The organism is Microbacterium aurantiacum (assembly GCF_002872075.1).
Lineage (GTDB): Bacteria > Actinomycetota > Actinomycetes > Actinomycetales > Microbacteriaceae > Microbacterium > Microbacterium aurantiacum_A.
Map to the genome: position 1 here is coordinate 625,545 of NZ_PGGU01000016.1, position 13,725 is coordinate 639,269.

A 13,725-nucleotide genomic window follows, 5' to 3' on the forward strand; every position below is an offset into this window, starting at 1 on the left:
GGGGATGCCGGGGTTGTCAACACCCGATCAGGATCGCGTCGAGGAGGATGCCGTGGACGAGCAGCAGGAGCGACACGTCGTCACCCTGAAGGATGTCGCCGCGGCATCCGGCGTCAGCATCTCCACGGTCAGCCGCGTGCTCGACGACCGGACGCCCCCGTCGCGGTCCTCCACCGCCGAGAAGGTCCGCCGGATCGCCGACGAGCTCGGCTACCGCCGCAACATGTTCGCCTCCGGTCTGCGGCGAGGGGCCACCGGGACCATCGGCGTTCTCGTGCCGCGACTCACCGATCACGTCATGGCGCTGATGTACGAGGCGATCGAGCGCACAGCGCGGAGCCGCGGTTCGTTCGCCGTTGTCGCGACATGCGGCGATGACCCCGCCGAGGAGCGACGCGCGACGGAGACCCTGCTCGATCGCAACGTCGACGGCCTCGTCCTCGCCACAGCACGGCTGGACGACGACCTGCCTGCCTCCCTCCGCGAACGGGGCATCCCGCACGCGCTGGTGCTGCGCACCGATGGTGTGAGCCCTTCCGCACTCGGCGACGATGAGGCCGGCGGGTACTTCGCCGCTCGCCACCTGATCGACCTCGGGCATCGCGAGATCGCGATCATCACAGGCCCCTCGTTCACATCCAGCGCCCGGGATCGGCTGGCCGGTGCCCGTCGCGCTCTCGATGAAGCGGGCCTGGTGCTCCCTGAAGATCGCGTCATCTCGACGGGCTACGGGATCGAATCGGGGAATCTCGCCGGTCGGGCGCTTCTCGCGAATGCGGCATCGCGGCCCACCGCGGTCTTCGCGGCGAACGACAACCAGGCGATCGGAGTGGTCGCCGCCGCGACCGCAGCGGGACTCGGCGTCGGAGCCGATCTCTCGATCATCGGCTACAACGACATCCCGCTGGCGGCGATGCTCCCCGTGCCGCTGACGTCGGTGCGCACCCCGTTCGACCAGATCGCCGTCAGCGCGCTCGACATGCTGGGCAGCCCGGCCGGCAGCGTGACCCGCGCGCTTCCCACGCTCATCCCGCGCGCGTCGACGACGGCCGTGCGACGCTGAGACCGATCCCGCAAGCGATCACGATCCCGATCCCGATCCCGATCCCGATCCCGATCCCGCAAGAATCGTCATGCCGCGGCGGGCAGGCTGAAGTCATGAGAATCACACAGGAGCAGTTCACCATCGTCGGCCTTCCCCTAAGGACGAACAACCGGGAGGCGGCGTCGGCCATCCCGCCGCACTGGGAGTCGTTCGTGCAGGCCGATGTCGCGGGGAGCACGGGCGCCGGGGGCGACGTCTATGCCGTGTACGCCGATCACGAGCATGCCGGCGTCGACAACCTCGGCGACTACACGCTCGTCATCGGTCACCGGGTTCCCGACGGGACCGTCCCGCCGGAGGGACTGGCCGCCGTGGTCGTGCCACGATCCGACCGCGAAATAGTCGAACTGGAACCGGGCCGCCCTGACCTCGTGGGCGAGGCATGGCAGCGGATCTGGGCGCGGGAGGACCTCGACCTGAGCTACCTCGCCGACTTCGAACGGTACGCCGCGGACGGCGGCATCGAGATCTCGCCGGGGCTACGCTCGGCATCGTGAAGGCCGCGCAGTACCAGCAGCAGCTCGATGACGTGACCGCGTACATCTACGAGCATCTCGATGACGCACTCGACCTCGGGATCCTGGCGGATGTGGCGCGTTTCTCGCCGTATCACTGGCATCGCGTCTACCGCGCGGTGCGCGGTGAGACGGCGGCCCAAGCGGTGCAACGCCTTCGCCTCGAGCGCGCGGCCTCGATGCTGGTCGAGACGGACCTGTCGATCTCGCAGATCGCCCGGCGTGCCGGCTTCTCCGGCGTCGAGACGTTCAGTCGCGCCCTGGCGCGCGGCTACGGCATGCCGCCCGGCCGATTCCGGGAGGGCGGCGCGCATGCGGCCTTCCGAGGAGGGCAGGCCGAGCGACTCGACGCGTTTCCGGTGGAGATCCGGGAAACGGACGAGCTCGTCCTCGCCGTCTCACCGCACCGAGGCGCGTTCATCGACATCGGTCAGGCGTTCGCGCGCGTGCGGGACCGAATGGGCGACGCCGGACGGATGGTCGCCGTCTACGAAGACGACCCCGACGCCGTTCCGGCGGCGGCACTGCGTTCGTGGGCGGGAGCCGTGCTCACAGGGGATGCGGCGGTGCCGGCGCCCCTGGAGCGGCGAACGATCCCCGCGGGGCGGCACGCGGTGCTGCGCTACGTCGGCCCCTATTCCTCGATGCACCGGGCGTACCTCTGGCTGTACGGCCAGTGGTTGCCCTCATCAGGGGAAGAGCCCCGTGATCACCCGGTGTTCGAGGCGTATCTCACCGATCCCGCCGTGACAGCGCCCAACGCATCGGTCACCGAGATCCTGCTTCTGCTGGTCAGTTGATGATCTCGCCGTGCTCGTCGTCGCGGATGGCCGCGAGGCGGTCACGCCACATCTGCAGCGCCTCGGGCGCGAGCCGCTGCCAGTCGGTCACCTCTTCGACGACCCGCAGCGGGGCGTTGCTCCGGTACGACCGGGTGGGGTTGCCGGGGAACTTCTTGTCCGTCACGTTCGGGTCGTTCTCGAAGGCGCCGGTCGGCTCGACGAGATAGACCCGCGGAGCGCCGTCGCCGGCCGCGAGTTCTGCCGCCAGCCCCGCCCCGTCGCGCAGTGCCGTGAAGTAGATGTGGTTCATCACGATCTCGGGGCGGTAGTTCGAGCGGAACCCCGCCGTCAGCAGGTCGCCCGGCGCGAGATCGGCTTTGGTGCCGTGGAAGAACGGGCCGTCGTCGAGTGTTTCGGTCACCGCGGCAGCCTAGGCGGCTGCCCGCCGCGAGTACAGGCTCGGGCGTGGTGAGCCTGACGATCCGTCCGCGGTCGGATAACATATGTCAGAGGAAGATTCATCCTCGGAATACAGATGACGGGCGCCGGACAGCGGATGCCTCAGGGGCGACGAGGTGAGAATGACGGATCTGAAGGAGCTGTACCACGATCTGGTGCGGTTCGAGACGGAGCTCTGGGCGGCGGTGGATGCGCGGCTGCGCCGGGACTGCGACCTCCAGCTCACGTGGTTCGAGATCATGCAGCTGCTCGGTCGCCGGTCCGGCCTTCGCGTGCAGGATGTCGCGAACGAGTTCGTCATTTCGGTGGGCGGCACGAGCAAGGTCATCGACCGGATCGAGAAGGGTGGCTTCTGCCGGCGGATGCCCAACCCGAACGACCGCCGCTCCGCGCTACTGGCGCTCACCGCGGCGGGCCAGGAGGCGCTCGACCGGGCGGTCCCGATCTTCGAGGATGAACTCGCGCTTCGGTTCCGCTCGACGCTCGGTGCGGGTGAACTCGACCGCATGGCCGCCGGCCTGAAGCTGCTGCGCGCGAGCGCGTTCGCCGGCGATGAGAAGCTCATCGCCTGACAGCATCCGCCGTCTCCCGGGCGTGAACACCGACCGGGGCGGGCATGCGCCCGTCCCGTTCGGTGCGGAGGTCAGGCCGCGGCCTGAGGCATCGAGTACACGCCGAAGTGGTGACCGCCGGCATCCCGCAGGCGCGCGAAGCTCACGCCTGCAGCGTCGACGACGGGCTCCATGGTGACTTCTGCGCCGAGGCTCTCCGCCTTCTCGATCGTGGCGGGGACATCCTCCACCAGGACGTAGAAGATCGCGTAGTCCTCGAAGCGACCTGCGTGGTCGAAGATGCCGCCCCCGGGGCCGGGAGCCCCTGGGGTGATCGCCGCGTGGTAGTCGACGCCCGGCAGATCCGTGTTCAGCTTGAACTGCCAGCCGAACAGCTCGCCGAAGAACTTCTTCACATCCTCTGGCTTGTCGCTGCCGATCTCGAACCAGGACACCGAACCGATGGCCGGAGCATTCATGATCGTCTCTCCAATCGCCCTTGCGGGTCTTCGTTGCGAACCGCCTCACTCATGGATGGCGGGTGGCCAGTCTAGGCGATATAGTTTCCATGGAAACAACTTCAGGCATTCTCGCAACCGGCAGGAGCAGCATGACCGACGATCGCGAAGGACGGGTGAGCGTGGACGCGCCCCTGGTCACGCAGGTGCGCGGCGCACGAGTGCACAACCTCAAGAACGTCGACGTCGACGTGCCCCTGGGGAAGCTGGTGGCGATCGCAGGAGTGTCGGGCTCGGGCAAGTCCTCGCTCGCGATGGGTGTGCTCTATGCCGAGGGGTCGCGGCGCTATGTCGAGGCGCTCTCCACGTACACGCGGCGCCGGATGACCCATGCGACACGGGCGAAGGTCGATTCGGTGCTGCACGTTCCCGCAGCGCTCGCGCTGCGACAGCGTCCGAGCGTTCCCGGCGTGCGATCGACATTCGGCACCGCGACCGAGCTGCTCAATGTGCTGCGTGTCATGTTCTCCCGTCTCGGTTCGCACCTGTGCCCCAACGGTCACCGCCTCGATCCGACGATCGACGTCGCGGCGAACCTCGATCTCACGTGTCCGGTCTGCGGCGCGGTGTTCTACCCGCCCGGTGCTGAGACCTTCGCGTTCAACTCGGACGGAGCCTGTCCCACCTGCTCGGGGACCGGCACCGTCCGTGAGATCGATGACGCGGCGCTCGTTCCGGACCCAACGCTGACGATCGCCGAGGGAGCGGTCGCGCCGTGGAAGATGTTCGGCCTCACCGTCATGCCGCAGGTCGTCGCCGAGTTCGGCGTGCGCACCGACGTGCCCTTCACCGACCTCGATGAAGAGGAACGACGCATCGTTCTCGACGGTACCGAGGAGAAGCGTCACATCGCCGTCCGCTCGAAGAGCGGCAAGCTGTTCGAACTGGACTTCACGTATCGCAACGCCCGCCTCGCGGTGCAGGAGGCGCTGACCAACGCGACCACCGAGAAGGGCCTCGCCCGGGTCAACAGGTTCATCACCGCGCAGACCTGCCAGGTGTGCGGCGGCACCCGCCTCAACGAGACAGCCAGGGGCACCCACGTCGCGGGGATCGGCCTCGCCGCGGCCACCGCGATGACCCTCGACGAGGTCGTCGGCTGGGTGCCCACCGTCGTCGACGAGCTGCCGGCCGAGATGCACCAGATGGCGCACCTGATCGTCCGCCAGTTCACAGAGATGGCGGAGCGCCTCATCGAGCTCGGTCTCGGCTACCTGGGCTTGGACAGGGCGAGCTCGTCGCTGTCGACGGGGGAGCGCCAGCGCGTCCAGCTCGCCCGTGCCGTGCGCAACAGGACGACCGGCGTCCTCTACGTCCTCGACGAACCGTCCATCGGTCTGCACCCGGCCAACGTCGACGGGCTCGTCGGCGTCATGCGCGATCTGCTCGCGGACGGCAACTCCGTCGTCCTCGTCGATCACGATGTGCAGGTGCTCCGGGAGGCGGACTGGATGATCGAGATCGGTCCGGGTTCCGGAGCCGAGGGAGGCACCGTCCTCGCGACGGGGAGCATCTCCGACATCTCTGAGAACCCGGAATCCCTCATCGGCGGATTCCTGACAGGGCGGGAGTCGATCATCGTCCGCGAGCGCGCGGGCGTCTCGGAGGTATTCGAGCGCGGCACCGTCCACATCACGACGACGCCGATCCACACCGTGCACGCTCTCGAGGCCGACATCCCGATCGGGCGGCTGACGGCCGTCACCGGGATGTCGGGCTCCGGCAAGACGACGCTCGTCCTGGACAGCCTGGTCCCCGGCCTCCGCGCGCTCGCCGGCAGCGGGCAACGTCCGTCGCACGTCAGCGGGCTCGATGCATCCGGCATCACGAGGGTCGACATCGTCGACGCCACCCCCATCGGGACCAATGTCCGCTCCACGGTCGCCACCTACAGCGGGGTCCTCGATGATCTTCGCCGCGCCTACGCCGCCACCGACGAAGCGCGGTCCCGGGGTCTCACCGCCGCGGACTTCTCGTACAACACCGGTTCGCTGCGGTGCCCGCGATGCGAGGGCACCGGCCAGGTCGTCCTCGACGTGCAGTTCCTGCCCGACGTCGACATCCCCTGCCCCGATTGCGACGGCACCCGATACGCCCCGGCCGGGCACGAGATCATGCGGCCGGCCGGTACGGACCGGAGCATCTCCCTGCCGGGCCTCCTCGCGCTGACCGTGCGGCAGGCCATCGAGGAGATCCCGGATCTGCCGAAGGTGCGGCGTCGGCTGCAGACGCTGCTGGATCTGGGGCTGGGCTACCTCGCCCTCGGTGAGGACACACCCGCGCTCTCCGGCGGCGAAGCGCAGCGTCTCAAGCTCGCGACCGAACTCGGACGCGACCAGACCGACACCCTCTTCGTGCTCGACGAGCCCAGCGTCGGCCTTCATCCCCTCGACATCCGCGTGCTCCTGGGCGTGCTCGAGCGGCTCAGGGCCCGCGGCGCGACCGTCATCGTGATCGAGCACGACCTCGACATGATCGCGAACGCCGACTACGTCATCGACCTCGGGCCGGGAGGCGGTTCCGCAGGCGGGCGGATCGTGGCCACCGGCACGCCTGAGCAGATCGCCGACGCTCGGGACAGCGTCACCGGCCGCTACCTCGCAGAGGTCTTGCGGGGGAAGTGACCCGGCGAGGTGCACCCGACGGGGTACGGTGTGCCACTTGTCGGATCGATGCACAGATGTCGGACCGATCCGGCGGATTCGTCCTGCAGGTGCGACATCGTCCGACAAGTGACACAGCCCCGCGGCGCCGGAGCTCAGCGCAGCGTCCGGAAGAACTCCCGGACGTCGGCGAGGAGCATCTCCGGCTCCTCGAGAGCCGCGAAGTGGCCACCGCGGTCTTCAACATCCGTCCAGCGGACGATGTTGTTCGTCTTCTCCTCGGCGAAGCGCAGGCCGACGTCGTGCGCGAAGGCGATGACAGCCGAGGGCACCCCTGAGCTCTGCTCCTCGACGCCCCAGGCTTCGGGCTGAGCGTAGACCAGGGATGCCGCCGACCCGCCACTCGCCGTGAACCAGTACAGCGACACGTTGTCGAACACGAACTGTTCCCCGAGGACGTCGATGGCCGACGCTTCTGCAGGGTGCGTCCAGGCGTGCAGCTTGTCGAGGATCCAGGCGAGCTGCGCGACGGGACTGTCCGCCGTCATCGCCCCGATGAGCCCCGGACGCGTCGACTGGATGGAGATGTAGCCGAACTCGTGCTCCATGAACTCGCCGATGCGGCGCAGACGATCCTGATCCAGCGGGCTGAGCGTCGCGATCATCTCCTCGTCCGCCTCGCCGGCGAACGTCCCGAGCGAGCCGTTGGCGTGCACGCCGATCACGCGGTCCGGTGCGGATCGGGCGATCTCCGGTGCCACCCCCGCTCCGTAGTCGCCGCCCTGCACGACGAAACGCTCGTATCCGAGTCGCGTCATCAGCTCGAGATACACCGCGGCCACACGTCGGAGGGGCCACGCTCCGACGGAGAGGGGCATCGAGAACCCGAACCCCGGATGCGAGGGAATGACGATGTCGAAGGCGTCGGATGCGTCGCCGCCGTGCGCGACCGGGTCTGTGAGCGGTCCGATGAGAGCCTCGAACTCGAGGAAGGACCCCGGCCACCCGTGCAACAGCAGCAGCGGAGTCGCGTCGGGGTGCGGAGACTTCACGTGCACGGCATGGATGCGCTGCCCGTCGATCTCGGTGATGAACTGCGGCAGTGCGTTGAGACGCTCTTCGGTGGCGTGCCAGTCGTGCGCTGCCCATCGAATCACGAGATCGCGCAGCTCGGCGGAGGGGATGCCGGTGCTCCAGTCGTCGGCGCCGAGCGGCGGCGCGAACCGGGCATTCTGCAGACGGGAACGGAGGTCGTCGATCTCGGTGTCGGGGATCTCGATGCGGAAGGGGCGGATGCGGAAGTCGGTCTGGTTCGTTTTCATGTCTTCAGCCTCTGGCCATAACCGGTCATAATGTGGCCTGATAACGAAAGAGACTCAGAGCATGACACGGACGACCGGACGCACCCTCGAACTGCTCTCGCTCCTGCAGGCGCGGCGGGAATGGAGCGGCGCCGAACTGCGCGACCGCCTCGAGGTGAGCGATCGCACGCTGCGCCGCGACATCGACGATCTTCGCGAACTCGGCTACGGGATCGAGGCGAACCGCGGCCGGCATGGCGGCTATCGGCTCGGTGCCGGCGCCGCGGTTCCTCCCCTGACGCTCACCGCCGATGAGTCCGTCGCGATCGCGGTGGGATTGCGTGCGGCCGCGACCAGTGTCGTCACCGGGATCGAGGATGCCGCGGCACGCGCCCTGTCGAAGCTCGAGCAATCGTTGTCGACGGCGACCCGTCGGCAGATCGTCGAGATCGAGCAGGCGATGGTGGCGCTGACACGTGGCGGCGCCGACGTCGACCTCGACGTGGTGACGGCGATCGCGACCGCCATCGCCGAACGGCGGCAGTTGCAGATCGATTACACCCGGCACGATGGCGTCGAAGTGCGACGACTCGTCGAACCGCACCGGATCGTGCACACTGCCGAACGCTGGTACCTCGTCGCCTGGGATCCGCAGCGCGAGGCGTGGCGAACCCTGCGCGTCGATCGGATGCGGCATCCGGTCATCCTCCGCGACGAGTTCCCGGAGCGCGCCATCCCCGACGTCGCCCTCAGGCAGTTCACGACCCGGAGCATCACCACCGCGCCGTACCCGTACCGCGCCCGCCTTCGGATGCACGCGCCGGCCGCGGTCGTCTCCCGGCACTTCGACGCCACCGTGGCCGAGGTGGTCGACGAGGGCGACGGCACCAGCATCCTCACCGCCGGCTCGCGCTCGCCGGAGGAGTTCGCCCTGTACATCGGGATGTCCGGGATCGAGTTCGAGCTGCTCGAGGGGGAAGACGTCCGCCGCGCACTCGTCGACATGGCGGCCAGGTTCACCCGTGGTGCCGGCTGACGCGTCGGTACTCCGCCTCGGGTGGTGCGACTTGTCGGACCGATGCACAGATGTCGGGCCGATTCCGGGGAATCATCCTGCAGGTGCAACATCGTCCGACAGACGGCACATGTGGTGAGCGGCAGGACCGGTCAGACCAAGGGCGCGGGATACGGATGCGGCAGCCACACCGTGACGTTGAGTCCGCCGTCGGGGCGGGCCGTGAGGTGGAGCGATCCGTCGTGGGCCTGGACGATGCGCTGCGCGATGGCGAGGCCCAGTCCGATCCCGGCGTGATCGTCGGCGCGGGTGCGCTGGGTGCCACGCTGGAACGGCTCGGCCAGGATCGCGACCAGGTGCGGCGGCACCACCGCCCCCGTGTTCTCAACGACGAGCGCGACCGCCTCAGGGTGCACATGAGTGCGCACCGAGACCGTGCCCCCCTCCGAGAGGTTGTGCACGATGGCGTTGTGCACGAGGTTCGCGACCAGCTGCTGCAGGAGCGCCGGGGATCCCAGGGCGCGGGCGGCGTCGCCGCCGACGTCGAGAGCGACACGACGTCGGTCGGCGAGCGGCGCCAGCGTCTCGACCGCCTCTTCGGAGAGGAGCGAGAGGTCGACGACCTCTCGGGCGAACGCGCGGCCGTCGGCGCGGCTGAGCAGCAGCAGCGCCTCGGTCAGCTCGATCGCCCGGGTGTTGACCTCCTGCAGTCGGTCGATGAGTGCGTCGACATCGCGTTCCGGATCGCTTCGGGCGACCTCGAGCAGCGCCTGCGAGATCGCCAGAGGGGTGCGCAGCTCGTGCGACGCGTTCGCCGCGAAGCGCTGCTGCTCGCCGACGTGCGCCTCGAGTCGCTCGAGCATGGCGTCGAACACGTCGGCGAGGTCGCGGAACTCGTCCTTCGGTCCCTCCAGCGCGACGCGATGAGACAGGGAACCCTGTGCGGCGAGCTGCGCCGCCCTGCCGACCCGCTCGAGCGGTGCGAGCATCCGTCCGGCGAGCCACCATCCGCCGGCGAATCCGGTCACGATCAGGAACACCATCACCGCGACGGCCACGGGCGCGAAGGCACGCAGCAGATCCGAGCGGTTGGGGATGAACTCACCTGGAAGGATCTGCGGGATCTGCACGTCGGGCACGTATCGCAGCAGGAAGAGCCCCACGACGCTGAGGAGCGCCGCTCCCGACAGCACGACGACAGCAGCATAGCTCAGCGTCAGCTTGAGCCGGGCGCTCATCCCGCGGCGCCTAGGCACCGGCATCCGCCCCACCGGCATCCGCCCCACCGGCATCCGCCCCACCGGCATCCGCCCCACCGGCATCCGTCGCGATCCGATAGCCGACCCCCGGGACCGTGAGGATCAGCCACGGCTCGCCCAGGCGCTTGCGCAGCGACGACACCGTGATGCGCACGGCGTTCGTGAACGGATCGGCGTTCTCGTCCCACGCGCGTTCCAGCAGCTCCTCCGCGCTGACGACGCCGCCGGCCGCATCGACCAGCACCTCCAGCACGGCGAACTGCTTGCGGGTCAGCGCGACATACCGGCCGTCGCGGAACACCTCGCGCCGGAACGGATCGAGACGGAGACCCGCGATCTCGTGGACCGGCGGGCGCGTGCGCACCCGACGGCGGTCGAGCGCGCGCAGCCGCAGCACGAGCTCGCGCATCTCGAACGGCTTGGTCAGGTAGTCGTCGGCACCCAGCTCGAACCCGGTCGCCTTGTCATCGAGACGATCGGCGGCCGTGAGCATCAGGATCGGGATGCCGCTGCCCGAGGCGACGATCCACTGGGCCACCTCGTCGCCCGAGGGCCCGGGGACGTCGCGATCGAGCACGGCGATGTCGTACGCGTTGATGCTCAGCTGCTCGAGTGCGGTGTCGCCGTCGCCGGCGATGTCGGATGCGATCGCCTCGAGCCGCAGCCCGTCGCGGATGGCCTCGGCGAGATAGAGCTCGTCCTCGACGATCAGCACACGCATGGCTCAGATCCTACGCACCCGGGTATATCGGGAGCATATGGAAAAGCGCATACGGCAGGGCAACACGCGGATGCCTTGACTGGGGAACATGAACGACACCACTGCCCCCCGATTCCCCCGTCGGCGGATCGCCGCCGCCGGCATCGCGATCGGCCTCGTCGGTGCCGGAGTCTTCTTCACCCAGCAGGCGCTGGGCGAAGCTCCGCCCGGCACCCCCGGCGGCACCATCGCAGTCACCGGGGAGCCGGCGCTGGCACCGACCGATTCCACCCTTGCTCCGAGCGAAGCCGACGGCGTGATCCGAGACGACGCTCGGCCCTCGGTCTTCGACGATCACCTTCCGGCGGTCAGCAAGCTCGATCCGGCTCTCCTCGAGGCGCTGCGGCGCGCGGCGACGGATGCCAGAGGAGACGGCGTCGAGTTCGAGGTCAACGGCGGATGGCGTTCGACCGCGTTGCAGGAGAAGCTGCTGGCCGACGCCGTCGCCCAGTACGGATCCATGGAGGAAGCGGCGCGCTGGGTGGCGTCGCCCACGGGCTCGGCGCATGTGTCCGGCGAAGCGGTCGATCTGGGGCCGCTGAGCGCCCTCGACTGGCTGGCGCAGCACGGGGCGGACTACGGCCTCTGCCAGATCTACGCGAACGAGTCCTGGCACTACGAGTTGCGCCCCGAGGCGGTCGACGGAGGATGCCCAGCCATGTACGCCGATTCCAGCGAAGACCCGAGGATGAGCCGATGACGCTCTTCCGCAGCGCGTCAGCGATGACCGCGGCAGGATCCCGCCTGGACGGGCCGACTCTGCAGGTGCTGCCCGTCGCCGTCGCCGCGAACATCCGCCGAGTGCAGGCGAGGACAGACGCGCGGATCATGGCTGTCGTCAAGGCCGACGGCTACGGACACGGCGCTGTCACCGTGGCACGGGCGGCCGTCGCGGCCGGCGCCGAGCAGCTGGGCGTCACCGACATCGCCGAGGGCTCGGCGCTGCGAGCCGCGGGATTGACCGTGCCGATCCTGGCCTGGCTGCATCCCTCCGGCATCGACGCGGCGCGTGCGGCGGCCGACAGGATCGATGTGGCTGTGGGCTCGATCGACGAGCTGCGGCAGCTGATCGTGGATGCCGGGCCGCTCGGCGATCCCGGCATCCGGGTGCACCTCGGCGTCGACACCGGAATGGCCCGTGGCGGATGCCCGAGCGAGCAGTGGGATGACTTCTTCCGCCTGGCGCGTGCCGGTCATGGCCTCGGCCGGATCGAGGTGGTGGCCATCATGGGCCATCTGCCGCTGGCCGACCATGCCGACCCTGTCCACAACGCGGCGGCTGTCTCCCGGATGAACGCCGCACGCGCGGCAGCTCGCGCCGCCGGCTTCGGGAGGCTGCTCGTGCACCTCGCCGCGACCTCCGGCGCGCTCACCGACCGGGCGACGCACTTCGGTCTGGTCCGGATCGGCGCGGGCCTGGTCGGCATCGACCCGTCGGGGACGGTCGCCCTCAGCGGCGCATCGCGGCTGACCGCGCCGATCGTGCACACCTCGTTGGCCCCGAAAGGCACGCCGGTCGGATACGGCGGCATCCATGTGACCGACCGCGAGACCCATCTGAGCGTGATCGGACTCGGCTACGCCGACGGAATCCCGCGCGGGCTGTCGGCGAATGCCGCCGTCGAGATCGGCGGGCGGCGGCACCGGATCGTCGGCCGGGTATCGATGGACCAGATCGTGATCGACACCGGCGCCGAGGCCTTTCCGCACGGCACGATCGCCACCGTTTTCGGCCCCGACGGGGGAGCCGTGCCGAGCATCCATGAATGGGCCGACTGGGCCGCAACCATCCCGCACACGATCGTCACCGGCATCGGGCCGCGAGTGAAGAGGAGCATCGCATGAACGAAAACGTCCTGGTCATCGGAGGCGGACAGAACTCCGAGCATGAAGTGTCCCTCGCGTCAGCGGCGGCGGTCGGCAGCGCGCTGCGATCGCGCGGCTTCGAGGTCACCGCCGTGACGATCGCCCGCGACGGCACCTGGATCGAGGAAGGCATCGCGCTCGGCGCTGGGGCGGCCGGGTCGCTCGCCGCCGCCGTCGCGCTGATCGGCCGCGCGGACGTCGTGTTCCCCGCGGTGCATGGCGCGCTCGGCGAAGACGGCGCACTCGCTTCGCTGTGCGCGCTCGCACACACGCCGGTGGTCGGGTCAGGGCCGGGCACGGGGGCGATCGGCATGGACAAGTGGGTGACGAAGCTGGTGGCGGGAGCCGCAGGCATCAGCACCGCACCCGGGATCCTGATCCGGGCCGACGACATCGACGACCTCGAGTTCGACGAAGATGTCGTCGTCAAGCCGGTGTCGGCCGGCTCCAGCTACGGCGTGACCCTGGTGCGCGAAGCCGCGCTCCTGCGTCCTGCGTTGCGCACCGCGGCCGAGTACGACCGGCGCATCCTCGTGGAGCGTGTGATGCGCGGACGGGAGATCGACGTCGCCGTGCTGCGCGACGCCGACGGGACGGTCTGGGCGCCGCCCCCGCTGGAGATCCACGCGGAGGGCCTGTTCGACACCGCGGCGAAGTACGACGGATCCGCGCGGTTCACGGTGCCGGCGGTGCTGGGCGAGGCGGATCGGCGCGCGCTGACGGGGGCAGCTCTGACGATGTTCGAGGCGCTCGGGTGCGCAGGAGTCGCCCGGATGGACTTCTTCCTCACCGACGACGGTCCGGTGCTGAACGAGGTCAACACGATGCCGGGGATGACTGCGGCGTCTCAGGTGCCGAGGATGTTCCAGGCCGCCGGGGTGGCGTACCCCGATCTCGTGGCCCGGCTGGTGGCCGGTGCTGTGGTGCCGGTGCGGGATGCCGCGCCGAACCTCGCGTGAGCCGAACATGACGCTCGGTTTCGCACCGGAAC

At 69.3% G+C, this 13,725-nt stretch carries 14 protein-coding genes; 9 read left to right on the forward strand and 5 right to left on the reverse strand.

Features of this window, described 5'->3' with window-relative positions; all coding sequences use genetic code 11:
* The first annotated feature begins 52 nt into the window (after nucleotides 1-52).
* From CUR96_RS13775 to CUR96_RS13785, 3 genes are all read left to right on the forward strand, one after another.
* A complete protein-coding gene (locus CUR96_RS13775; RefSeq protein ID WP_245861320.1) occupies nucleotides 53-1,063 on the forward strand; it encodes a LacI family DNA-binding transcriptional regulator in 1,011 nt (336 codons plus the stop codon).
* A gap of 95 nt (nucleotides 1,064-1,158) precedes the next feature.
* Entirely contained in the window at nucleotides 1,159-1,602 is a 444-nt protein-coding gene (locus tag CUR96_RS13780; protein ID WP_102193844.1) for a GyrI-like domain-containing protein, read from the forward strand.
* Nucleotides 1,599-2,420, forward strand: a complete 822-nt coding sequence (locus CUR96_RS13785; RefSeq protein ID WP_102193845.1) for an AraC family transcriptional regulator — start codon at nucleotides 1,599-1,601, stop codon at nucleotides 2,418-2,420. Before CUR96_RS13780 ends, CUR96_RS13785 begins: the two co-directional genes overlap by 4 nt.
* Here CUR96_RS13785 and arr read toward each other — a convergent pair.
* On the reverse strand, nucleotides 2,413-2,823 hold the full coding sequence (arr, locus tag CUR96_RS13790) for an NAD(+)--rifampin ADP-ribosyltransferase (RefSeq protein WP_102193846.1): 411 nt from the start codon (nucleotides 2,821-2,823) through the stop codon (nucleotides 2,413-2,415). The two genes, CUR96_RS13785 and arr, sit on opposite strands and share 8 nt — an antisense overlap.
* A 160-nt stretch (nucleotides 2,824-2,983) precedes the next feature.
* Here arr and CUR96_RS13795 point away from each other — a divergent pair, with 160 nt between their 5' ends.
* Entirely contained in the window at nucleotides 2,984-3,433 is a 450-nt protein-coding gene (locus CUR96_RS13795; RefSeq protein WP_102193847.1) for a MarR family winged helix-turn-helix transcriptional regulator, read from the forward strand.
* 71 nt (nucleotides 3,434-3,504) lie between these two features.
* On the opposite strand, the gene CUR96_RS13800 is transcribed toward CUR96_RS13795, so the two are convergent.
* The gene (locus CUR96_RS13800; RefSeq protein ID WP_102193848.1) at nucleotides 3,505-3,891 is read right to left on the reverse strand and encodes a VOC family protein; all 387 of its coding nucleotides are present in this window, start codon (nucleotides 3,889-3,891) and stop codon (nucleotides 3,505-3,507) included.
* Nucleotides 3,892-4,022: 131 nt separating this feature from the next.
* On the opposite strand from CUR96_RS13800, the gene CUR96_RS13805 reads away from it, so the two are divergent.
* A complete protein-coding gene (locus tag CUR96_RS13805) occupies nucleotides 4,023-6,554 on the forward strand; it encodes an excinuclease ABC subunit A (protein WP_102193849.1) in 2,532 nt (843 codons plus the stop codon).
* 134 nt (nucleotides 6,555-6,688) lie between these two features.
* Here CUR96_RS13805 and CUR96_RS13810 read toward each other — a convergent pair whose 3' ends face one another.
* On the reverse strand, nucleotides 6,689-7,855 hold the full coding sequence (locus tag CUR96_RS13810) for an epoxide hydrolase family protein (protein WP_102193850.1): 1,167 nt from the start codon (nucleotides 7,853-7,855) through the stop codon (nucleotides 6,689-6,691).
* Nucleotides 7,856-7,916: 61 nt separating this feature from the next.
* Between CUR96_RS13810 and CUR96_RS13815 the strand changes: the two genes are divergently transcribed.
* Complete coding sequence (locus tag CUR96_RS13815; protein ID WP_102193851.1) at nucleotides 7,917-8,870, forward strand: helix-turn-helix transcriptional regulator; 954 nt, start codon at nucleotides 7,917-7,919, stop codon at nucleotides 8,868-8,870.
* Between the two features lie 131 nt (nucleotides 8,871-9,001).
* Here CUR96_RS13815 and CUR96_RS13820 read toward each other — a convergent pair whose 3' ends face one another.
* A complete protein-coding gene (locus tag CUR96_RS13820; RefSeq protein ID WP_102193852.1) occupies nucleotides 9,002-10,087 on the reverse strand; it encodes a sensor histidine kinase in 1,086 nt (361 codons plus the stop codon).
* Nucleotides 10,088-10,097: 10 nt separating this feature from the next.
* Nucleotides 10,098-10,829, reverse strand: coding sequence for a response regulator transcription factor (locus CUR96_RS13825; protein WP_102193853.1), 732 nt, complete (start codon nucleotides 10,827-10,829; stop codon nucleotides 10,098-10,100).
* 88 nt (nucleotides 10,830-10,917) lie between these two features.
* Here CUR96_RS13825 and CUR96_RS13830 point away from each other — a divergent pair, with 88 nt between their 5' ends.
* Genes CUR96_RS13830 through CUR96_RS13840 form a run of 3 tightly spaced genes read left to right on the forward strand, consistent with a single transcriptional unit; the run spans nucleotide 10,918 to nucleotide 13,693 of the window.
* Complete coding sequence (locus CUR96_RS13830; RefSeq protein ID WP_102193854.1) at nucleotides 10,918-11,568, forward strand: M15 family metallopeptidase; 651 nt, start codon at nucleotides 10,918-10,920, stop codon at nucleotides 11,566-11,568.
* Nucleotides 11,565-12,713, forward strand: a complete 1,149-nt coding sequence (gene alr / locus CUR96_RS13835; RefSeq protein WP_245861273.1) for an alanine racemase — start codon at nucleotides 11,565-11,567, stop codon at nucleotides 12,711-12,713. The genes CUR96_RS13830 and alr overlap by 4 nt, the downstream gene beginning before the upstream one ends.
* Entirely contained in the window at nucleotides 12,710-13,693 is a 984-nt protein-coding gene (locus CUR96_RS13840) for a D-alanine--D-alanine ligase family protein (protein ID WP_102193855.1), read from the forward strand. The genes alr and CUR96_RS13840 overlap by 4 nt, the downstream gene beginning before the upstream one ends.
* Nucleotides 13,694-13,725: the final 32 nt, after the last annotated feature.